Below are 21,961 nucleotides of genomic sequence, written 5' to 3' on the forward strand. Positions count from 1 at the left end.
TGTCATTTATACTCGATCAAGAGCGATTTACGGCTGAACAGCCGGTCGCGCCAGAATTGCAGTTGGCCCAGCGCTTCGGGAAACCGGCCGATCACCTGAAAGAAAGCCTTGGTCGCACGCTCGCGAAAGTCGCCCGGCCCCCGCGACGACTGCCGGATCATCTGCAAGGGATAAATCGCAAAACTGACCCAGCCCCATGGCATCAGCGCTATGCCCGCCGCCACGCACAGGATTGGCAAGAAGACACCCCAAATCCAGGCCCGCCGGGATTCCCATACCCAGTGCCGCTCCGGCGGCGCGCCATGCAGATAAGCGCCCTCGGCAAAGGCGTAGCCGCTGCGCAAGGTACGCTTCCACCACTGGCTGAAGCGGGTCATGGCGGCATCGTGCCATGTCATTTCGGCATCGAGACGAACGATGCGCCAGCCGGCCGCGCGCAGCCGCACGCATAGTTCGGGCTCTTCCCCCGCAATCAGGAGATCGCGGTACCCTCCAACCTCCTGGAAAGCGGTAGACCGTATCATCACATCGCCGCCGCAGGCGCGGCTGTCGCCCGCCGGCCCGTCCCATTCCCAGTCACACAGCCGGTTATAGACCGAGCGATCGGGAGCCCGTTCGCGCCGCCGGCCGAACACCGCCGCAACCTTGGCGTTACCTTGCAAAAATGAAATGGCGGTGTCCGGCCATTCGCTGGCGAGTTCGCAATCGCCGTCGACAAACTGCACCCAGAGAAGATCGCGATTGAGTTGCGACAGCCGGCGAAAGCCGGCGTTACGCGCCCGCGCCGCCGTGAATGGCGTAGACAGATCGAGTTGCACCACCTCCGCGCCAAACCCGCGCGCCCATTGGTCCGATCCATCGCTTGAGCCGGAATCGACATAGACAATTGGCGCGCCCGCCGGCAGCGACCTCAGGCAGCGCTTGAGGCGATCGCCTTCATTGCGGCCGATCGCCACAATGCCGAATGTACTCTCAGCGCTATGCGCCACATCGCCTCACAGTGTCGTTGGCGCGGCGTCGCGCGGCTTCACCCGTGCCGGCACGCCTACGGCAATCGAATTGTCCGGCACATCACACAGCACCACGGCATTGGCGCCGATCAGGACATTATTGCCGATACGGATCGGACCCAACAGTTTGGCGCCAGCGCCAATATCGACATTATCGCCGATGATCGGCGCGGATTTCTCCTCAACCCGGCGCAGTCCAATCACCACGCCATTGCGGACCCGGCAATTGTCGCCGAACTGGGCATAGCCGCTGATGATGATTCCGCCGAAATGATCGATGACAAAATTGCGGCCGATCTGCGCCTCGCAAGGCAGCTCAATTCCAGTGAGGATCTGAATCAATTTGAACAGCACCTTGTAGATTAGCGAGAAAAGCTTCCGCGCCATGGCCGGCCGCACCCCGTAGCGCCAGCGGCCGAACCGATATACCAGCATGACCCAAAATCCTTGGGCGCCCCAATCCCCGTCATGCGCACAAAAATCGTTACGGATGTTCTCAAACATCGCTGGTTGCTGTGTTCAAATGCATGAGACGAGCGTTTTGCAATCCTATCTCGTCGGTTGAGCGGCCAATCTGGTTGCACCGACAATTCTAAAAACTGTCACGATGTGCTGCCAGGCAATTCGAACGCCTTGAAAATCGAGCCGCCGGAACAGGCCATTCATCGCCGTGAGAGCATCGGCAAAAATCGATAGCAGGACGCCGCTGAGCAATCCAACCAGCCCGTAATATTTGCGAAAATAAAGAAATTCGCTCTCGATCTGCAGCACTGAAATTTGCCGCCCTGCTTTCGTAATCGCGCTGCTGCTTTTGGCACTTTCCCCGCCGATATGCATGACCTCGGTGAAAGGATAGTAAATGACCTCCCAGCCGGCATTTTTGACCACACGACAGTGATCGACCTCCTCATAGTAAAGGAAGAAGCGCGGGTCAAACAGACCGAGTTGACGGACGAGTTCGCCACGCGCCAGATAATAGCAGCCGGGAACCCAGTCGCAGCGACGGACCGAAGCGTGATCCCAGTCCATGTCGTCGACCAAACGATGGCGCGAAAAAAAACGGGACAGGCCGGTGCGCCGCAGGAATACATTCCAAGGCGTCGGAAAATAGCGGCAGGATGGCTGTAGCGAGCCGTCTTCCCCGATCAGCTTAACCCCGAGCACGCCGCAAGAGGGGTGGTCGTTCATATAGGAGACGGTCTTTTCCAATGTATCCGCTGCAACGAACGCATCTGTGTTGAGGAGCAGCACGTAGCGGCCGTGAAGATGCGGAATCGCCTGGTTGTTGGCGCGGCCAAAACCAACATTTGTCTTGTTTTTAATGAGGGTAACGGTCGGATATTCGTGCTCCAGGATCGCGACGGAATCATCCACCGACGCATTGTCGATAACAATGACCTCGACCTTGAGCGAAGCGGTTGCCGCGTCAAGCGCCGCGAACATGCGTTTGAGCAGATGGGCGGTGTTGTAATTGACAACAACAACCGAGACATCAGCTGATGGCTGAGCCGCAGGGGAAACGTTTAGAGCGCCGGCGCTCGGCGAAGCGAGAGGACAAATCATGTTATTGAAAACCGATCGCGGTCCCAAACGCTGGGACGTTTTTGGTGACCACTGCATTCGCCCCAATTCTCGCGTGATCGCCGATGACGACGTTACCCAGAATCTTTGCACCCGCGCCGATATCGACATGACCGCCGATTACGGGAAGCCTGTCGCTTGAGCGGGAGCCGATTGTTACCTGTTGGAAGATCAGGCAATTGACACCAACAACAGCCTGCGGATGGATCACAATCCCATTGGGATGCGGGATGAGAAGGCCTCCCCCTATTTGGCAACTCAGCGGAATGTCGGCACCGGTCACCACGCTCCAGAACCGGTGACGCAACACATGAAGTTTACAGCATAGGCGCGCGACCAGGCCGGTCTTACCGCACCATTTTTGATAGCCCCGGATGGTTGCAAGCAGCTTGCGGCCTGGATCCCAGAATGTTTGCGGCATCTCCCTGGTCCAGTCCGGAACATCCGCGCTGATCGGGATGCCCGATGACCGCATCATCGCATCAGGAAGCTCAATCGAGTTCGCAGACATTGTTCAACTCAAGGCTCAACCCACGCCTGCCCGCAATTCCTCTCAGCAAAGCGCACTCCGGGCGCATAGTAACGGTAAACCCGTCAAAATAACCCGAGCACGGGTAAGAGGTGGATGTGGCAATAACCGTTGCCGGTAAATAGCATGGATCGGAATTTTTGGGACCTTTTAATTCAGAATGACGTAAATGGCGGGGACGGATGCCCCGAAGGACATTTGCGCCCCCACCGACACGAGGCATGATCGGCGCTTAAATTAATCAACTTTAAAAAGTCCTATTTACGTTTTTGCCGGCGTGCCATAATGGCAGCCTTAAGGCTTTAAATTATTAAAGCGATAATTGGTTGGTTTCTGCAATGGATTGCCCGGCCGGGTCGACGCAAATGCAGTATTGGGCACCCGTTGCGGAACCCGAGGCAACGCACCAGTTCGGCCACCCTATCATACCGGCCAAAGCGGCTTTGTTAGACGGCCAAGAATTACAGGAATTAAACGACCATGACGATTTGTCACGAAATGTGTTTGGCGTGCTGGGTATCCCCATCGATGCGCTGGACTTGAGCGCGCTGCTCGGTCTCATCGATGCAGCGGCGGCTGAACGCCGACGCTTTCTATTGTCCACGCCCAACGTCAATTTTTTGATGATGAGCAGGTCGGATAAGGATTTTCGAGAATCCTTGCTGGTCAGTGACAGTTGCCCGGTCGATGGCATGCCCATGGTCTGGATTGCTCGCCTGTTGGGGGCGCCAATACCGAAGCGGCTCTCGGGATCGGATATTTTCGATGCATTGCGATCGCGCAAGCCGCTGGGCGACAAGCTGAAGGTATTTCTGTTCGGCGGCGCCGAGGGGGTTGCGGATACCGTGAGCCGATCCATCAATGCCGATGCGCATGGCGGGATGGATTGCCTCGAAGCGTTCAATCCAGGTTTCGGCTCGATTGCAGACATGAGCGCGGACACCGTCATCCACCGGATCAATGCAAGTAAGGCAGATTTTTTGACGGTATTTTTGTCGGCGCGAAAGGCCCAGGGCTGGTTGTTACAAAATCATGACCGACTTGAAATTCCCATTCGCGCGCAGTTAGGGGCAACCATCAACTTGCAAGCCGGTATCGTTCGGCGTGCGCCCCCTGTCGTCCAGCGCTGGGGTTTTGAATGGCTGTGGCGGATTAAGGAGGAACCATATCTTTGGCGTCGTTACTTTAGCGATGGGCGAGGCCTGCTATACCTCGTCCTGACCTGTGTGCTGCCTCTATCGGCCCGTCATCTTTTTCGATCGCTGACCGGAAAAGACCGGCGCGAGGGCCTCGTCATCGAGCACAGCCAGGAACCCGAAGCCATGCGGATCAAACTTGTGGGAGCCGCGACCGCACGGCATATCGACGCCGCGATCGCCTTTTTCAAGCGCGCGGTTGCAGCCCAAAATGCTATTGTCATCGATCTGTCGCAAATTTCGGCGATCGATACACGTTTTTTCGGCTTGCTCCTGATGCTACGAAAACGGCTGTTGCGCCAAGGCAGGCGACTGTCATTCATCGCGGCGACACGTCGGATGGAGTATATCTTCCGCATGAACGGGTTTGGGTTCCTGTTGAACGAGGAAGCGTGATCGCGCTACAGCGTGAGCTTCGAACAGAGAGCGAGAAATGATCAGGTTTAAAAGTAATATCCATCGGTTGAGCCTCCTCGCCGGCTTGCCAGTGGTCCTTTTGGCCGGTTGCGGCACGCCCGACGAAAACGCCCAGACCTATTACAAACAGGGACTGGAGCAGGTCGCCAAGCACGATGACGTGGCGGCGCGCGGCGAATTTTTAAAGGCCCTCAAATATAAAGCCGACAAGGTCGATGTCTGGCGTGCTTTGGTCGGGGTGGATGAACGCACCAAAGCCGGACCGGCATCGGTTTTTGGCGATCTTCGCCGCGTGGTCGAGCTTGACCCCAATGATCTGGACGCCCGGCTGAAGTTAGCGCAGATGATGCTAAGCGGCGGCGGCGCGGATGCGGCGCTCAAGATCATCGAGACCGCCAAGGAGGGAGACAAGCCGAGCGCGCCGCTCCACGCCCTGAAGGCGCTCATTCTGTTGCGGACCAGGGATACCGCTGGCGCCGAGCGCGAAGCCCAGCGCGCGATCGCGATCGACCCCAGCAACATTGACGCGACCGTCCTGCTCGCTTCCACCAGGACCGCTAATGGCGATAGCGACAGCGCGCTCAAGATGCTGAACGCCCTGCCCGCGCAGGACAACGACCCCAAGATCTCGCTTGTCAAGGTGCAAGCCTATGCCCGCAAGGGCGACCTGCCGCAGGCGGAAGGCTTGCTGAAAAAGCTGATTGCGGACAATCCCAAGGAAACCAGCCTCCGTGGCCAGTTGATCCAGTTTTATATCGCCAGCCGCGATTTCGATGACGCCGAGCACGAATTGCGCACCGTTGCGGATGCTGCGCCGGCGAACAGCAAAGCGGGAATGGATCTCGTTCGCTTTCTCATGACGACCAAGGGATCGAAAGCTGCCCGCAGCGAACTTGAAACGCGCATCAAGGGGGGCGGGGACGTATTCGATTATCAGATCGCACTGGCAGAAGTGAACTTCGCCGATGGAGATCTGTCGCAGGCAGCGCAACAACTGCAGGACTTGGCCAACGGCGCCATGGCTCCTGAACGCAAGGTAGCGGCGCAAGCCAGACTTGCCGAAATGTATGTGAACAAGGGAAATATGGCGGCAGCCGAGCCGCTCATCGCGGAGATTCTGCAAAAGGACCGGCGCAACACGACCGGGCTTCGCCTGCGTGCGGCCATCGCGATTCAAAAAGAACAGTTCGACAGCGCCATTGCCGATCTGCGCGAGGCCCTCAATGATCAGCCAAAATCGCCGGATCTTTTGATGCTAATGGCGACCGCCTACGAACGCAGCGGCAAAACCGAACTCGCCGAGCGGCAATACGCGGATGCGTTGAAGGTTTCCGGACAAAACAGCGATATCGCGCTGCAATACATTGCTTTTCTGCAACGCCGCAGCGACCTCGCCCACGCCGAGGATGTCTTGAACCAGGTTTTGACGCAAAATTCGCGCGATACCAGGCTGCTGGCCGCGCTCGCGCAGCTTCGCTTGGCGCGGCAGAACTGGACTGGCGCGATGGCCGTCGCCGACGCCATATCCAAGCGTGACAATGGCCGCGTACTCTCCGACGAAATCCGGGCCTCGGCGCTGGCCGGCCAAAACCGGATTGATGAGAGCTTGAGCGCGCTGGAAGACGCCCATGCCGCGATACCGGATGCAGTTCAGCCGATCGGTTCGCTGGTAACCAGCTATCTCAAGTTTGGAAAAGCGGACAAGGCCGAGACTCTGTTGCAGCAAATGCTCAAGAAGTTTCCGGACAATGCAGAATTTCTGGTCTGGATGGGCCAAACAAAGCTGGCGCAGAACAAGCCCGACGACGCCTCGCAAGACTTCAAGACCGCCATGGCCAAGCAGCCAAAGGATTCTAGCGGCTACCATGCGCTGTCCGATCTCTATACCCGCCAGAAGAACTATGACGGCGCTATGCAGGTAATCCAGGCGGGTCTCAAGGAGCAGCCTGACAATATCAATTTGCGCCTGACGTCGGCAGCGCTTGAGATCCTCAAGGGTGATCCAGGCACGGCCGTGTCGCAATACGAGACCCTGATCAAGGATCAACCCAATTCACCGGTGGTGATCAACAATCTCGCCAGCCTGATTTTGGATAGTCGGTCCGACAAGGAAAGCCTCGATCGCGGAATTGCGCTTGCCGAAAAATTAAAGGGCGCGAGCTTGCCGCAATTCCAGGATACCTATGGCTGGGCGCAGTTCAAAAAGGGCGATTACAAATCCGCCATTGCGATCCTTGAGCCGGTCGTGAGCAGCATGTCCAATTCGGCGGTGGTGCATTATCACCTTGGTATGAGTTACGCCGCCAACGGAGATACGGCCAAAGCCGGCGAGCAATTCAAGGCGGCGCTTGCCCTTGAACCCGACGGCACGCCGCTGAAGACCAATATCCTCGCCGCAATGAAGTGACGCGGGCGCGCGTCGCCCGCCGTCAACTTTCGAGCATGATCTCGCGCGCAAACCTGAAGAAACGCGTCAAACAAAAATAGAGTCTCGATTCTGATTCCATCGGAATCGAAAGGCTCTAATAGCCGTCCGGCAAGACGCTGACACTGCGCGAAACCACCAGCATGATGCTGTTCGAGTTGGCCGCACCGAGAGCCGATGAAGTTGGAACCGGGATGCCCGTGACCGGATCGATCACAAGGCCGGAAGCCGCAGTTCCACTATCCGCAAAGCGGTGCATATAGCGGTAGGTCAACTGGGCGGACCATTCCCGCGTGAACAGATAACCATAGGTCACCGACGTCGACATATAGTCGGACGTCGTCCCCGACGACGTCGTGCGCGAGCCGTTGGTGCCGAACGACAACGTCTCTTTCGAATTGACGGTATAATTGACGCTGGCGCCGACCGAGGTCGTTTCCATCAGTGAACCCACTAAGCTCGGTGAGATCGATTGGATTCCATTGAAGGTAATCGTGGTGTCCGGATACATTTTATACGTCAGCACCATGTTGGTGATGAAATCCGCAGCCGAGCCCGAACTTGATGCATTAGGACTCAGGGACGCCAGCGATATCGCCGGACTACCGTTGTCGGTTTTCACATAGGCAACACCAGCGGTGCCACTGAAAATTAACAACGGCGACAGAGTCGCATCGACGCCCAGATTCTCCTTCAACATCGTGACGCTGGAATTCAGCGTGTTGTTGTAACTGAGCTCTTCGACGTCCGAGGACGCAGAAAACGTCGTCTGCGAATTGACCCGGTGGCGCCAGCTGCCCGTCGCCCCGGAATCGACAAAGGTCGTGCCACCGCCGCCGGGATCGTAGCTGGTATAGCTGGACCGACCCGACAGGCTGATCGTGTCGAGATTGGTAATGGCATGATCAACGCCACCCGAAAGACTGGTGTTGTCGATAAAGCCCTGGCTATTGGTGACCAGGCCGAGTTGGCCCAACAGCGCAAACGCCGTGCTCTGGCGTGTCCAGCCAGCGTCCAGATAAGTACGATCAGCGCTGTTTTTGCCGTAGTTTTCGTAATGCAGCTTGGCGTCGCCGCCCATCGATTCGGTCGGTGCGTCGGCGGCTCCCGGTCCCCAATACTTCCGATAATTTATGTCGCCATCGAAATTGAACTTGGAGTCCGGCGTCTTCGCCACCGCATTGGCGGCAATGTTCGAATAGGAATCGAATGCGCCGGCGACCACGGCGCGCAAATATGGATTATCGTTGACCTCGACATTTTCGGTCAATGTCGAATTGAGCGCCCAGTCCGTCGCATGGACAGGAACAGCGCCCAAGCCCACCAAGACCGCTAAAATGATTCTCTTCACGGGCGGTGGCCTTGGCGCTGATAACTGATTATTCGAACAGACCCCGCTCCGGCACCATGATGACGTCGCCGGCCTGCAGCGTAATATTGCCTTCCAAGTCTTGTCCGGCTTCATAGGCGCGATAATCGAACGTATAGATATTCTCGCCAGGCTCGCTCTTGCGGCGAACCATGATGCGCCGCTTGGCGGCATAGGGGCCAAGTCCACCCGCCAAGGCAATGGCCTGCATCAAGGTCGTCTTTTGCCGGACCACGTAAGCACCAGGCCGACCGACTTCTCCCGTGATGAAGACCTTCGGCTTTAGGTCTTCTTCTGGAACGGTCGTGCCGGAGAGCCCTACAGTGATGTCCAGATCTTCATCCTTGTAGTTGTCCTTCAGCCGTTCTTTCAGGATGCGTTCAAGGGCCTGCGGGGTGAGGCCCTCGGCGCGAATGTGCCCAGCCAGCGGGACGGCGATCTGTCCGGAGGGATCGATCAATACCTGCCGATCGAGCTTGGGATCCTGCATGACGCTGATGCTGAGACTATCGCCGGGTTTGAGCGTTTGCGCCGCGGCCGCCGATGCCAAGACAGCCAGGCCAAGGACGGGGCCAAGCAATAATATCAAAAATCGCATGCTTATCTCCATACCGCCAGCCCTCGCCGAGTAAAATCCGGGCAAAACGGCGGTCAAGCAAAACAGCAGTTAATATGGGTTCCCCACTCTGACACCATTAAACCGCAATATTATATTCCACAAATGCTTAACGGGCCGCGAGGGCATTACGGAGTGGAAAAATACTATACTGTTGCTTGTCTGCAATGACGTCGTCGACAAGCTCTGCTGAAATAGCCCTTTCCCCCCGGGCAAACCCATAAACCAGTGCGGTATCGCAGAGAATATTGATCATCCGCGGAATTCCGCCGCTGGCTGCGGCGATCTTGTTGCACGCCTCGAGCGTAAACAAGGCACGCGGCGGCGCCGGCCCCCCCATGCTTTGCAACCGGAAGGAAATATAATTCACCACGTCCCGCTCACCGAGTGAACGCAAATGAAAGTCGGAGGAAATGCGCTGCGCAAACTGATGCAGCTGCGGCGATTGCAGAAGGTCCCGTAGCTGCGGCTGGCCCACGAGGATCAATTGAAGGATCTGATGCTGATCGGCATTAATGTTGGAGATCATGCGCAGATGCTCCAGCGCTTCGGGCTCGAGATTTTGCGCTTCATCGATGATCAGAATGGTGCGGCGGCCGCCGGCATATTGGCCGTGTAGATAGTCCTGCAACCGTTTGAACAGCGTCGGATAGTCGCCCTCGAACGACCGCCCGAGCGACATCATGATCCACTGCAGCAATTCCTGCCGCCCCTGCGGGGAATTCGAAATCAAACCGACCGAGATATTCGTCGGCAATTTCTTGAGCAGATGCCGGACCAGGGTGGTTTTGCCAGACCCGATTTCGCCGGTAATCACCGTAAAACCCGCATTGTTCATCACGCCGAATTCCAACATGGTGAAGGCCATGCTGTGCATCCGCCCCCAGTAGATCAGGTCGGGATCCGGCAGAATCGAGAACGGCTTACCCCGGAGCTCGTAAAAAGCCTCGTACATTAAATTTCCTGAAAATCTCGATCCTTGACCCTATCATACCAGTTTATGCGACGACCCGCATATTTTACAGCGGCAGGGTAAACCGCGGAGGTGCTTTTAAAGAGGGGGCGGCCCGGAACTCCCGCGGCCGCCTATTAACGACGCGAGCTTTGTCTTGGTGCGTTCATGCAAGTTTGATGCTATACACTAAGGCTAATATTCCTAGGCTCGGTTTTACCTGCGTCGCGACCGCAATCGGATTTTACATGCTGCAGAAGCTCGATCGTGAAGATGACGGTCAAGGGCGGACTTTCCAGTTCCAGCCGCCGGTTGACGAGGAACCCGACCAAAGCCATCTGCTGCGGCCGTCGTTCTATTGGCATTTAATCAAGCGCCGGGCCGTTTTCTTTGCGATTCCCTTTGTCCTGGTGTTGTCGGCCGGCTTGGCGGCTGCGGCGCTTTGGCCGGCGTCGTATGAATCGACCGGCAAGATCCTGGTTGAATCCCAGCAAATTCCGACCGAGCTTGTCCGCCCAACGGTGACAAGCGCCGCCACAGAACGCATCCAGGTCATCGAGCAACGCACGATGACGCGTGAAAACCTGCTAGCCATTATCGACAAGTTTCAGCTCTTCCCGGAGCGGCGCAATTTCATGTCAGCGACCCAGCAGGTCGATCTGATGCGCAAAGACACCAGGATCGAGCCTGTGGCTCTGCCGCTTACCTTCGCGCAGACACGCCGAGACGATAATCCGACCGTTGCGTTCACGGTGAGTTTCGAGGCGTCTGATCCGGAGGTCGCGGCCAAGGTGGCCAATGAGCTGGTCACGCGTATCCTCAATGAAGATCTGCGCGACCGCACCAGCCGCGCTTCCGACACGACCAAATTCCTGGCGCGGGAAGTACAGCGGCTGCAGGCCGATAATGCGGCGATCGATGCCAAGATTGCCCAGGTCAAACTCACACAAGTAAAATCGGCAGGATCATCGACCTCGGACCAGCCGAGCCCGTTGGCTCAGCTGAAAGCAGAATTGGTTCAGAAGAGCGCGCTCTATTCGGATCGCCATCCCACGATGCAAGCGCTGAAGCGGCAGATCGAAGCGATGGAAAAGGCCGCAACGCCGCCGCCGCAAAACGGAGCCGACTCTCCGGTTCCGCTCGATTCGCTGGAAGCACAACAAGAGAGCGTTCAAAAGGACCTGGAAACCGCGTCGGCGAAACTCGCGGCGGCGCAGATGGGCGAAACGCTGGAAAAGGACCAGCAATCGGAAAAACTCGAGGTCATCGAGCAGCCTACCGTTCCACAGGAGCCGACCAAGCCGAACCGGCGCAAAATCGCCGGCATGGCCCTGCTCCTTGCCTTTGCCGCCGGCGGCGGATTGGCATTCCTGGCGGAAATAGCCGACAAAACCATTCGCCGCAGCAGTGATGTTTTCAGCATCGTCGATAGCCATTTGGTTGTCGCGATACCCTACATCACCACCAAAGCCGAGCTTCGAAAACGGAAACAGTGGCTTTGGGCTACAATTGCGCTGGGACTGGCTATCGTCGCGGCGGCGCTCATTGCGGCCTATTTGTTTTTGCCGCCACTCGACCTGATCCTTGCAAAGGCCCGCGTTGGACTTTTTAAGTAGGTCAGTCAATCTTCCCCGGAGAACGCACGCGTGGATTCAATCAGGCAAGCCGTCGAACTCGCGCGGGCAGGCAATCCGCACAGCACGCCTGTTGGCGTTGCGCGAGCCGCGGACGAGTCGCCGCAGCTCAAAACAGTACAGCTTGATGCCCGATACCTCGAATCCATGCGGATCGTGGCGCACGATCCCATCGATCCGCGCGGCGGCCTTTATGACATGCTGCGCACCCAGGTTCTCCGGGAGATGGATGACAATGGCTGGCAGTTTCTTGCAATCACCTCGGCAACCGCCGACTGCGGCAAGTCCGTTACAGCCTGCAATCTTGCGCTCAGTATCGCCCGCCTGGCGGAACGGTCGGTGCTTCTGGTCGACCTCGATTTCAAAAAACCAAAGGTCGCGGAATATCTTGGTCTGCCAGGTAACGGCGGCCTCTTAAGCGTGCTCAAAGGCGAAGCGAGCCTTACGAGCGTCATCACCGAAGCCGGCATCGGGCCGAGCAAAATACTGGTTTTGCCCGGTGAGGTCTGCAAATCCGGCTCATCCGAATGGATGGCTTCGCAGAACATGAATACCGTGCTGCAAACCGTCAAACGTGAATTCAGATCCCGGCTCGTCATATTCGATATGCCGCCGATGCTGACCGGCGACGACGTCATTTCCGTGTTGCCACAAATGGAAGCCGTTCTGCTGGTGGCCGGCGTCGGCACGACCTCGCTTGCAGACATCAAGGAGTGCCGCAAGCACTTGAAAACCACGCCAGTGGTCCGTGTCGTGGTGAACCGCGTCACCGAGGTAAAAGACTCCTATTACGGCTATTATTGATGGCCGGAAAACTGGCTCGGCGGATTGCTCTCGGGCATCAACCCAAATCGTGCCGGCATGAACGCGGCAATGGTCGCGGCTGGCACGAAATACTTGGCAATGTCTTGCATCTTCTTCTCGCCGGTATCCTTCCGCATCCGCATCTGAGATATTTTTCGGCTCATGACTCCAAGCAGACATTTGCGATCTGCATCAAAAACCCCTGACCCGGAATTGCCAGTCGTCGCCACATCGCGGATCACGGTGGAAAATCGTCTTGTTTCCGGCGGAAGAGCCAGAGGCGACAGGATATGCGACCGCACCGGGGTCTGCCCCAACAGACTGATGACTTGCTCGCCCGGCCAGGGCGTGCCCTGACAGAGGGTGATTCTCCGCAATCGCAGGCTTATCGGCAGACGCGATTCGTCGAACTCAAGAACGGCCAAATCCAGCTGCTCAAACGGACTTTCCTTGACGACGGTCGCGGAGCGTTGCTGACCCGCGACCGTGATGGTGGGCCTGTCGATAATGCCGCCGCCGACCACGTGCGCAACCGACAGCACGAGGCCATTACCAAGATAGACGCCGGCGCCGCCATTGACACCGACTCCGTAGATCGACAACGAATCTTCAGGGCTTGAAGCGTAACCTTGGCCAGGAAGGCTCAAGACGAGCAAAACAAACAAACTACGCCATATCCACATTCCTTGATGTGATTCAAAACAGCACCATCGATCAAGACGTTTCGGCAATTTTGCGCAGTTAGCCCGTGAAAAATTTTCGATCCCGAGGCGCCAAAGCTTCGAGCAAATCATGAATGAACCGGTCCTGCAGCTCGTAGGAGGCTCTCTCCGATAGGCCAACCGTCGACACCCGGATCAGCGCGCCGTCTGGAATTATACCCTGCAGACCATACTTCATGCGTGCGATTTGACGATCGAAAACCCCCGTAGCCACATCGCCGCCAACTTTCATCCAATAGGTGATCGGCTCAAACCGGCGCTCCTTTTGCGCGATCAGCCGGCTGACCGTGAGCGGAGCTACACCTGCTTGATAGGTGAATTCGGCGACAGTTTTTGCCGAGACCCGAAAACCGGCAGCGCCATAGCAGACTTCCGGCAAATGCGATTTGAGACGGTAATTCTGCACCGGGCCATACGCGACCAGAAACATCACCATATTGCCGTCCGTATCGGCATATGCACGGGTGACTTCCTGGCTATAAATGCGCGCCTCAAGTTCACTTTTAAGGTAGGTCTCGGGCTCGCTGGGGGTCACGAGGCTGACGTTGGGAATAAGGTGCCACTGCCCAAATTGCTTTGGGATCACTTTTTCGAGGTCAGGCGCTCGTTGCGTGCTGGCGAGCAATTCGGTCGGCCGCAGGGCCTCCGAAAGGCCGGCAGCGCATAAAATAACTACCGCGGCCAATATGGCCTGAACCGGATTAATTCGCATCTTCTCCATGTCCCTTTAATCGCACCCATAAACGAACGATTTATAGCCCAAAATCCCGGTCTGGACAGGCGGCGACGGCAATTTTAATCCGTTCGGCCATTAATATAAACGACGTATTCTTATGAGATTTGTTCGCGCTATATCGGCGACAGGTCGACCGACGGGCGATATCCCGTTATGAGAACGGGCTGAACGCCCACCGGAGCTTTTGATGACAATCTGGAACCATATGTCCGCCACTGCCTTGCGCGCGGGATTTCTTATTGGCCTGGGCAGCCTCGTCTTGGCCGGCTGCAGCAAGAACGCCGACGTTCAGACCGAAGCATCAAAAAGCCAGGTGGTGGCCAAGCTTGGCGATCAGGTGGTCACCATCCAGGAACTCGATAATGAATTCCGCCTGGCCAATGTGTCCGGCGAAATGCGCAAGGATCCGGAAACTATCAAGCGTGTCCTCGGTGAACTTGTCACACGAAAATACATGGTCAAGCAGGCCCTCGACGCCAAGCTCGATCGCGAACCGACCGTGCTCCTCGATATCTTGCGTTCAAGGGAATTGACGCTCGCCAACGCCTTGGTCACGCGCGACGTAACCACCAAGAGCGCGTCGATTTCGAATACCGACATCGACAGCTACATCGCTAACAATCCGATGAAGTTCGCCAATCGCCAGATCATGTCGGTGGAGCAGATTTCTGTTCCGCTGAGCGCGACCTCACCAGCCGTCCTTGACGCGACCAAGGAAATGAAAACGCTCGATGAGGTCGACCAGAAACTGACGTCTATGGGAGTGCAGCATGGTCGCTCGACCGGCGTGATCGGCAGCGGCGACGTTCCCCAGGATCTGCTCGACAAGATCATCGCAAGACAGGCTGACGACATTTTCTTTCTGCGGGCCGGCGTCAATGGCATATTTTTTAAGGTAACGGGTCAAGAGCCGCGGCCGCTGGAAGGGGAAGCCGCCATCAACGCGGCCCGTCAGTATCTGAGGCAGGATATCGTTAAATCCGAGATCAGCATGACCTCAGTGGCGGCCAATCTAGAGGCCAAATACGAGGGAGACTATGCCGGTATCATGGGCAAAGATGCCGCTCCCACCGAGAAATAAGGGCGGGAGCCGAAATGAACACGGCCTTTGATTTTTTGACCGTGGCCTGCTTTGCAGGCTTGGTGATCGCTTTTTTCCAGTTTACGACCCGCGACACCCGAACCTTGCTGCACCTGACGATTTCAGCCGCCGTTTTTGCAATCGCCAATCAACTCGGCAACGCTGGGCTGCCGCTGTTTGCGTTGATTTTGGTCGTTGCGGGAGCCGGTTATGCTGCGCTAATTGTAAGGCAAAGCTTCTGATCGACGTTGGCCCATGTTTGAACGCTGGATAGCTTTTTTTACGTCGCCCGAAATCAGCTTGGTTGGTTCCTGTCATGAGCTACTCTGAGGCATTGATCACCACAAAATCACAGGCCACCCGGAGCCTGTTGTGGCCCGCGCTGCTGGCCGCCTCGGTCATCGTCGCCTATATCCCGACCTTCATCACCCTCGCGCAGGGGCCGTGGCAGACCGAGCAAGAAGGACATGGCCCGCTGATTATAGCCGCGGCCGTTTGGCTGGTCTGGCAATCACGCGACAAATTGCGGAAGGCCACGCTCTCCCCTTCACCCCTTCCGGGGTGGCTCGCCCTCATCGGCGGCCTCATAGTCCTCGTGCTGTCACGCAATCAAGACATCTGGTTTACGGAGGTCGCCTCCGAGATTCCGGTGCTGGCAGGGTGCATCTTGATATTGGCCGGCTGGCAGGTGCTGCGAATCGTTGCCTTTCCAATCGGCTTTTTGATCTTCTCTGCACCCGCTCCGGGATGGATGGTCGATGGCGCGACCGTACCGCTCAAGGTTCTCATTTCGGATCTTGTGACAAACGGACTATATGCGCTCGGCTATCCGATCGCGCAAAATGGCGTGGTCATCGAGATTGGCCCCTATCAGCTCCTGGTCCAGGATGCCTGTTCCGGGCTAAACTCAATCTTCGCGCTTTCCGCGATCGGCGTATTTTATGTTTACGCGTTTCGCTGGCACGAAAAAATCCGGGGGCTTATCCTTCTGGCCTTGATCGTCCCGATCACGATTACCGCTAATTTTCTCAGGGTGGTAGCACTGGTTCTGATTGCCTATTACGGCGGTGTCGAAAAGATCGAAGGCGTTCTGCACGACATGACCGGCATTGCCCTGTTCATCGTCGCGGTCCTGCTGATGTTCGCTTGCGACGGCCTGATCAGTCTGATCGGCAATTTCATCGTCAGAACGCGGCGGTCTCGGCCCAATTCGGCAGCGATGACGAGCACCTGACCTTTCCGTCGCGCAATCGCTTTGATCAGGTCCGGGCAAGGGACGCATAGAGCATCAGGACTTGATCAATCTTGCGCTCCCAGTCGAAGTGCTGGCGAACGCGGTCGTAGCCCGCTTGGCCCATGCGAGCCCGCAATGGCGCGGAGCTGCCCAGCTTGATGATTGCATCGCTAAAGCCGGCAACCATCGCTTCCCGAGACGCCGGCTCGATCAGTATGCCGCAGGTTTCGTCGAGATAGTCCAAAGGACCTCCCCACGCGGTAGCAATGACAGGCAACCCCACCGACATGGCCTCCAGGACTACGGCGCCTCCACACTCAAACAGGCTCGGTAAAACAAGCACGTCGGCTTCCTGCAGACGTTGCGCGCATTCGCGCTGCGACAAGAAGCCCGAGAACCTTACCGCAGACCCAAGTCCCAGCTTTCGAACGAGATCTTGCCACGTCTCGCGCATTGGCCCATCTCCGATGACCTCAAAGGACACGGCGATTTGATGACTCGCACGGCGCATACTCTCGATGACGATTTCGAGCGCTTTCCAATCGATCAGCCGGCCAACAAAAATCAGCCGGATCGCGGATCCTGACCATGTATCGATCGGCTTGCGTTGCCAGATCGACAGATCGACGCCATTTTCCACCAGTTCAACGACTCGTCCCTTAATGCCCCATGGCAACGCGTCACGCGTGCGACGATTTGCGACAAGGATCAATTGAGCGAACCGTTTTCCAGGAATGATCAAATTGAAAAAGACTGCAATTGCACGTCCTAGGGCCATCGCGACGGTCGCAAGTCTTCCTTGCTCTTTTTGAAAAGCTGGCGGGTATTTCATGCCACCGTTAAGAGGTCCCATGACCACGGAGGCCTCGACGCCAAACATCTGCGAAGGCGCCTTGGGCGACACAGGAATCGGCTGATGCACAACGTCGATGTCGAATTTCCTGACGAGGTCACGAACGATGCGGCGCTGGACGAACTGCGTTGTCAGGTGAATCAACAAACCCGTGGTCGCCTCAGCGAGCCGCTGGGGCAAAAGCTGTCCGAGGCGGAACAGCGTCTTGTGGAACTCCGTATCCTCAACAAAATGCAGCCGATCCAAATCCTCTGGGAAACGCTCAACGAGTTCGGAGCGATTGCGCGCATGCACCACGAGCCGGACGTCGATATTTCTGGAGCGCAATAATCTAAAATAATTGAAGGGAATAAATGCCTCGCCGCCAAATCGGGTGGAGGCATTATCCGCGACCAATATCACTCGCATTTTTCACCTGGATATCTTCAGCTTTTCGATAGGCGAGCAGAACCGACGTGGGCCCGCTTCTCTGTTTCGACGCGCAGCCAGAGCATGCGTTAACTATGCCATTGCCGTCCAAGCTAACATCTTTTGCTGATTTTTGGCTCCAATGGACACGACCCGTCGGGCACACCCACGCGTTCGATCGGCGCCTTAACGGAGGAGATTTACTATTTCTGCACTGGCAATGGCAGGGCAACAATAACCGGCGCGTTCGACGAAACCGGCCAACCCAGTTTAATAGAGATTAATCGATTTCCGCTCTTGATTTAATCAAACCATGAAGTAATAGTCACAAATCTTTAACTTGGGGTAATACAGTGGACATTTCCGCAAAGCGCTTCATCTACATTTTATCTCTGGTTTTTCCTCTGGCGACCATGGCTTTGACTTCTGCAAAGGCTTCCGTTCTGAGCGAGCCTGAATTCGAGGTGATTGAAACCGCAGGGCCTGGAAATACCAGTTATTACACGGTCATCAACAATTCCGACGACCGCGGATACTCGCCTGAATATATCTATGCGTTTTCGGTGACGAACCCTCTGGCCGCGCATGTCAGCGATTGGACCACTGACAAGGGCTGGGATGCTGGGAAAACAAGGTCGCTGTGGGGTTCGGAGAACGGTTTTTATTATTCCACGCAGCCTGGCACGACAGATTATCGGCGCGGGCGGCCTTACTACTCGGTCAATCCTGAAACGATTGGGCCAGGCGAACAGTCCGCCGACTTCTTCTTTGGCACCGACCAACTGGCGAGTTTGGCCACGTTATTTCTCGTCGATGAAAATGGCCATTTTTCCGAAGTTACGGTGACGCCGATCACTGCGGCGGTTCCTGAACCGTCGACGTGGGCGATGATGGTGCTGGGCTTCGCCGGCCTCGGCTTCCTGGCCCATCGACGGAAGAACAGGGCGGCTCCCACCACGGCGGCCTGCTGATCCACCTGGCACCGCATGAGCCTTATCCGTACTAATTGAATCAGAACCGGGCTCTCCCATTTGTCTTGGTGCATTTCTTCGGGCGAAGTGGAATACGCTTCGCCCGAATAATTTATATTTGCTCGAAGCCTTTAATAAATGGCAGACGGGCTTTTCTTTGATCGCTTGAAAATCCGGATTTGCTGCCGGCCTGCTCAAGCGAGCCCACTCCGATTTGAAGCCAATGATCCAGGCATCAGTGATCTAAGAACATGTGCCCCATTTTCCGAGAGGCCCGCCGCGCCTTCTGCAGCGGTCGATGATGTCGTCTTCAGCTTACGTCATTCGATATTGCGACAAGGTTCGGTGCCACGCAGCAATCGCGAAGTACGATGTTAGATCACAACCTGCATCCATGACATTTATGACGGACTCATGTCAGCGGCGACTTTCAGTTCCAACCGCCCGATAACAAATAGTCGACTCGCGAGTTTCGCACGAAGTTCCTAAAATCCATTGGGATTACCTGGATTGTCACATGAAATCGGGGCGATCACCGCATAGGAGCCGACGCAATAGCGCCAAAGGTAAGATAAGCTTCCTTACCGATTAACCTTTGCCGAGTGCATCAAGCTTAACGGATGAATTCCATTGCACCTCGACTCAAACCCCCTATGGTTTGCATTGTAATAACGAGAGAAATCCAATTTATTTTGAATAGAGAACGGTTGCGGTTGGAGTAACGGGTGAGACGTCGCAGGAAAAGTTTGAGATCTGCTCTGGGACAGCCGACACAGAAATCGCTAAGTGTCCGCTATGAGGAGGTGCTGAAGCTGCGTCAGGCTATTTTGCGAACGCAGTCCGACCTGAAACAAACCATGGGGACGATCGGAGCGATCCGAAGCAAGGCGAAACAGCCAACTCCCTGCAAATGGAATTAGCTTCGTTGCAGAAGCAAGGGACTGGCTGGAGTAAACTGTTCATTACCGCAGCTTGGCTGGCCACCATCATAATTACTTACGCAACCTTGGCCCATGTCGGCTTGCCATATTCAATCTACCATCGGCTAGCGCCGCTTTTAATGCGACCGGAAATAAAGACATATGCCCACCTCGAACATATTATCGTGTTTGCGGTGCTCGGCGCACTCTTTGCCATCGCCCATCCCCGGCACACGATTGTTGTCTGCTGTATCGTTCTCGGCGGAGCCGTGTTTCTTGAGATTTTGCAGAACCTGACGCCGGATCGGCACGCCAGGGTGCTGGATGCCGTCGAGAAAATAGCCGGCGGCGCTGCCGCCATCGCTGTTGTGAAAGCCGTTCAGTGGATCGGATTGCGCAGATCGCGGCTGACCCGCCAGAGATAAGCCATCGGCGTTCGGCTTCGAAAATAATAAAACACGCTGCCGCAAACGACGCGCAAACTATGCCGGATATATCACCTGTCCTGCGGCGTGGCTGAATTTGGCAAAACTCCGCCAGAGCCCCACGGTCCAAACTTCGCAGGCACAGGGTATAGCCCGGCAGGTTCAATTGAACTGCCAGCCCGCCGCAGGTCCCGCTATTTGTTCTGACAGCTTTGCTTGCACGTCTGTTCTTGGCTATCACAGGAGCTTAGACAGGGCGTGCTGAGCGTCGCGGGGCAGACGCGCTTGCAGGAATTATTTTGGCTGGAGCAACTGGCCAGGCATGCATCCGTTGCGGCATCCGCAAATCGCACTTTGCCGTGGCCGACGAAGGCCTCGCCTGCGGCTGCAATTCCAAAGAAGGAAAACACCAGGACCACGCTCAACACGACCCTCATGAAACAGCTCCGATGCAGATGCCGAACGAAAATAGACCGGAATTGCCCTGCTTATGCGCGCCGCCGGCGAGAATTGCTCTTCATTGCCTCTGAATTGGCGATCACGAATTCGTCTATCGTATGTCCCGTCTTCAGCGCCGCCGCGAGCCATCTCGGCTGCTTTCCGCGCCCCGACCATGTCTCGGAAGGCTCGTTCGGATTCCGGTATTTTGGATAAACCCGCGGATACTTCCGCCGCTCCCCGGAAGCCCGATCGGGGGCTTCCACGGATTGTATTTCTTTCTCACGTCGAAGCTGCGACAGCCGCTTTTCGAGCTCGCGCTTTTCTGAGGTCAAACGGACAGACAGAACTTTGCTGATCTCCTCATGGAGCTGCCACATCTCGTCGACGGACATCGCATTGAGGTTCAATTTCCTGTTCATCGCTTCCTTCGAATTTTTGATTCGTTGTCGAATATATAATCCTACTCGTTAAATAAATGTTTGCCACCCTCAAAGGATCCAGGTCGCGCAACGAAAAAATTCAAACACCGGTTGAATTTGATCGGACAACCGAGCGGCTCGGCCTAATAAGCAGTTCTACCCAAAGAGAATTTGCTGTGCTCGAAAGGAAGACCAGCGCACCCGGCAAGCTTGCTCCCAATGAAACTGGCAGTTGCAGGCGGGTCATTTAACCGGATACGAATAGGTAAGCGCCGATCCGGCACTGCCTTACACCGATCATTCCGCGACCATTCGACAGCTCCAATTGACCGCAACTCACGCGCGACGCGGCGCACGCTTTGAAAGATACGGGCGCGTACGCAGCTATAGCGTTTCGAGCGAAGCGGCATGCGGTCCGTCAAAACAAAATATGAGAACCCGGTTCTGATCCAATCAGAACCGATAGGTTCAAGGAAGAAGCGACACGGCACCCAGCCCACCAAGTAAAATCCAACACTAACAAAAAGGCCGCCCGAAGGCGGCCTCGTTATGCGTATATTTATTTCGGTTAGGCTGAGGCAAGCACCACAGTGCGCTTGCGCGACTGCCTGTATGCCAGAAAACCAAGGCCGGCAAAGCCGAGAATCATCATCACCCAGGTCGAGGGCTCGGGAACGGCGGCAACCATCGGGCCGCTGACCGCGACCGTGCCAAACACGCTACCATATTCGAAATCCAGGCCGGGGCGGATGTCGGAGCCATCTCCAGTGAAGAACAAGAAATTCCCGGCGAAGATCCCCTGTCCGCCAAAGGGAGCAGAAATAGCTTCGATCTGACCATCATTGATCGTGAAGCCGCCAACCATGCCGATGCTGGTTTGCGATGCGAAAATTCCGGCGAAATTGCTGGGCGACACGGTGAACTGATTTCCACCAATCGTTCCCGTGAGGCTGATGAAGTCCGACGTATTATTTTTATCGCCCACGACCAGCGTCGAATTCGCGCTCGGAAGATCCAGTGAAAGCGTTGCGGTGCCGACGGACGAGCCGTCGCTGTTGAAGGTGAGAGTGTAGTCAACGATCTCGGCACGGGCGGCGTTCGAAAGGCCGATGCTGGCGAGCACGGCGCTTGCCATCAGCGCGGACGTGAGCTTTGCACGAAACATAACAAATCCCCATTTTGCAGTACAAAATTAATATTTAATTAACTAGAACGAAG

Annotated in this window: 21 protein-coding genes; 9 read left to right on the top strand and 12 right to left on the bottom strand. The window is 56.2% G+C overall.

The features are described 5' to 3' along the window. Positions 1-2: 2 nt before the first annotated feature. The 4 genes from HB630_RS19300 to HB630_RS19315 form a co-directional block, all read right to left on the bottom strand. Positions 3-989, bottom strand: coding sequence for a glycosyltransferase (locus tag HB630_RS19300; RefSeq protein ID WP_346656113.1), 987 nt, complete (start codon positions 987-989; stop codon positions 3-5). A gap of 6 nt (positions 990-995) precedes the next feature. Next, positions 996-1,445, bottom strand: coding sequence for a DapH/DapD/GlmU-related protein (locus HB630_RS19305; protein ID WP_249780919.1), 450 nt, complete (start codon positions 1,443-1,445; stop codon positions 996-998). Positions 1,446-1,559: 114 nt separating this feature from the next. Next, positions 1,560-2,573 carry a glycosyltransferase family 2 protein gene (locus HB630_RS19310; RefSeq protein WP_213773868.1) on the bottom strand — a complete coding sequence of 338 codons (1,014 nt, stop codon included), beginning with the start codon at positions 2,571-2,573 and terminating at the stop codon, positions 1,560-1,562. Position 2,574: 1 nt separating this feature from the next. Then, complete coding sequence (locus HB630_RS19315) at positions 2,575-3,102, bottom strand: serine acetyltransferase (protein ID WP_249780920.1); 528 nt, start codon at positions 3,100-3,102, stop codon at positions 2,575-2,577. Positions 3,103-3,446: 344 nt separating this feature from the next. On the opposite strand from HB630_RS19315, the gene HB630_RS19320 reads away from it, so the two are divergent. Both HB630_RS19320 and HB630_RS19325 read left to right on the top strand, forming a co-directional pair. Further along, positions 3,447-4,712, top strand: coding sequence for a WecB/TagA/CpsF family glycosyltransferase (locus HB630_RS19320; RefSeq protein ID WP_213773869.1), 1,266 nt, complete (start codon positions 3,447-3,449; stop codon positions 4,710-4,712). 91 nt (positions 4,713-4,803) lie between these two features. After that, positions 4,804-7,140, top strand: coding sequence for a tetratricopeptide repeat protein (locus tag HB630_RS19325; protein ID WP_213773870.1), 2,337 nt, complete (start codon positions 4,804-4,806; stop codon positions 7,138-7,140). Between the two features lie 115 nt (positions 7,141-7,255). On the opposite strand, the gene HB630_RS19330 is transcribed toward HB630_RS19325, so the two are convergent. The 3 genes from HB630_RS19330 to HB630_RS19340 form a co-directional block, all read right to left on the bottom strand. Further along, positions 7,256-8,623: a hypothetical protein gene (locus HB630_RS19330; RefSeq protein WP_213773871.1), complete on the bottom strand. Its 1,368-nt coding sequence runs from the start codon at positions 8,621-8,623 to the stop codon at positions 7,256-7,258. Next, positions 8,538-9,182 carry a polysaccharide biosynthesis/export family protein gene (locus HB630_RS19335; protein ID WP_249780921.1) on the bottom strand — a complete coding sequence of 215 codons (645 nt, stop codon included), beginning with the start codon at positions 9,180-9,182 and terminating at the stop codon, positions 8,538-8,540. Before HB630_RS19335 ends, HB630_RS19330 begins: the two co-directional genes overlap by 86 nt. Before the next feature lie 70 nt (positions 9,183-9,252). Further along, the gene (locus tag HB630_RS19340; RefSeq protein ID WP_213773872.1) at positions 9,253-10,098 is read right to left on the bottom strand and encodes an AAA family ATPase; all 846 of its coding nucleotides are present in this window, start codon (positions 10,096-10,098) and stop codon (positions 9,253-9,255) included. 245 nt (positions 10,099-10,343) lie between these two features. On the opposite strand from HB630_RS19340, the gene HB630_RS19345 reads away from it, so the two are divergent. Continuing rightward, positions 10,344-11,711 carry a sugar transporter gene (locus HB630_RS19345; protein ID WP_213773873.1) on the top strand — a complete coding sequence of 456 codons (1,368 nt, stop codon included), beginning with the start codon at positions 10,344-10,346 and terminating at the stop codon, positions 11,709-11,711. A 216-nt stretch (positions 11,712-11,927) separates the two neighbouring features. After that, positions 11,928-12,533, top strand: coding sequence for a CpsD/CapB family tyrosine-protein kinase (locus HB630_RS19350; RefSeq protein ID WP_249780922.1), 606 nt, complete (start codon positions 11,928-11,930; stop codon positions 12,531-12,533). Here the strand turns inward: HB630_RS19350 and HB630_RS19355 are convergent. Both HB630_RS19355 and epsI read right to left on the bottom strand, forming a co-directional pair. Beyond that, entirely contained in the window at positions 12,527-13,135 is a 609-nt protein-coding gene (locus HB630_RS19355) for a serine protease (protein ID WP_249780923.1), read from the bottom strand. The two genes, HB630_RS19350 and HB630_RS19355, sit on opposite strands and share 7 nt — an antisense overlap. 139 nt (positions 13,136-13,274) lie before the next feature. Beyond that, positions 13,275-13,976: an exosortase-associated protein EpsI, B-type gene (gene epsI, locus HB630_RS19360; protein ID WP_249780924.1), complete on the bottom strand. Its 702-nt coding sequence runs from the start codon at positions 13,974-13,976 to the stop codon at positions 13,275-13,277. 202 nt (positions 13,977-14,178) lie between these two features. Here epsI and HB630_RS19365 point away from each other — a divergent pair, with 202 nt between their 5' ends. The 3 genes from HB630_RS19365 (at position 14,179) to xrt (ending at position 16,306) form a co-directional block, all read left to right on the top strand. Then, positions 14,179-15,072: a hypothetical protein gene (locus HB630_RS19365; protein WP_213773874.1), complete on the top strand. Its 894-nt coding sequence runs from the start codon at positions 14,179-14,181 to the stop codon at positions 15,070-15,072. A gap of 14 nt (positions 15,073-15,086) precedes the next feature. After that, positions 15,087-15,314, top strand: a complete 228-nt coding sequence (locus HB630_RS19370; RefSeq protein WP_213773875.1) for an XrtV sorting system accessory protein — start codon at positions 15,087-15,089, stop codon at positions 15,312-15,314. A gap of 62 nt (positions 15,315-15,376) precedes the next feature. Then, complete coding sequence (gene xrt / locus HB630_RS19375; protein ID WP_213773876.1) at positions 15,377-16,306, top strand: exosortase; 930 nt, start codon at positions 15,377-15,379, stop codon at positions 16,304-16,306. A gap of 25 nt (positions 16,307-16,331) precedes the next feature. Here the strand turns inward: xrt and HB630_RS19380 are convergent, their stop codons facing one another. Then, positions 16,332-17,567, bottom strand: coding sequence for a glycosyltransferase family 4 protein (locus HB630_RS19380; RefSeq protein WP_213773877.1), 1,236 nt, complete (start codon positions 17,565-17,567; stop codon positions 16,332-16,334). Between the two features lie 353 nt (positions 17,568-17,920). Here HB630_RS19380 and HB630_RS28675 point away from each other — a divergent pair, with 353 nt between their 5' ends. Both HB630_RS28675 and HB630_RS19390 read left to right on the top strand, forming a co-directional pair. Continuing rightward, positions 17,921-18,538 carry a PEPxxWA-CTERM sorting domain-containing protein gene (locus HB630_RS28675; protein ID WP_213773878.1) on the top strand — a complete coding sequence of 206 codons (618 nt, stop codon included), beginning with the start codon at positions 17,921-17,923 and terminating at the stop codon, positions 18,536-18,538. 925 nt (positions 18,539-19,463) lie between these two features. Continuing rightward, positions 19,464-19,883 carry a VanZ family protein gene (locus HB630_RS19390; protein WP_213773879.1) on the top strand — a complete coding sequence of 140 codons (420 nt, stop codon included), beginning with the start codon at positions 19,464-19,466 and terminating at the stop codon, positions 19,881-19,883. A gap of 488 nt (positions 19,884-20,371) precedes the next feature. Here HB630_RS19390 and HB630_RS19395 read toward each other — a convergent pair whose 3' ends face one another. Both HB630_RS19395 and HB630_RS19400 read right to left on the bottom strand, forming a co-directional pair. Further along, positions 20,372-20,743 (bottom strand): H-NS histone family protein, encoded by a 372-nt coding sequence (locus tag HB630_RS19395; RefSeq protein ID WP_213773880.1) that lies wholly within the window; start codon positions 20,741-20,743, stop codon positions 20,372-20,374. Between the two features lie 568 nt (positions 20,744-21,311). Beyond that, positions 21,312-21,908, bottom strand: coding sequence for a PEP-CTERM sorting domain-containing protein (locus HB630_RS19400; RefSeq protein ID WP_213773881.1), 597 nt, complete (start codon positions 21,906-21,908; stop codon positions 21,312-21,314). Positions 21,909-21,961 lie beyond the last annotated feature (53 nt).

This window comes from Bradyrhizobium sp. dw_78 (assembly GCF_018449525.1).
Lineage (GTDB): Bacteria > Pseudomonadota > Alphaproteobacteria > Rhizobiales > Xanthobacteraceae > Bradyrhizobium.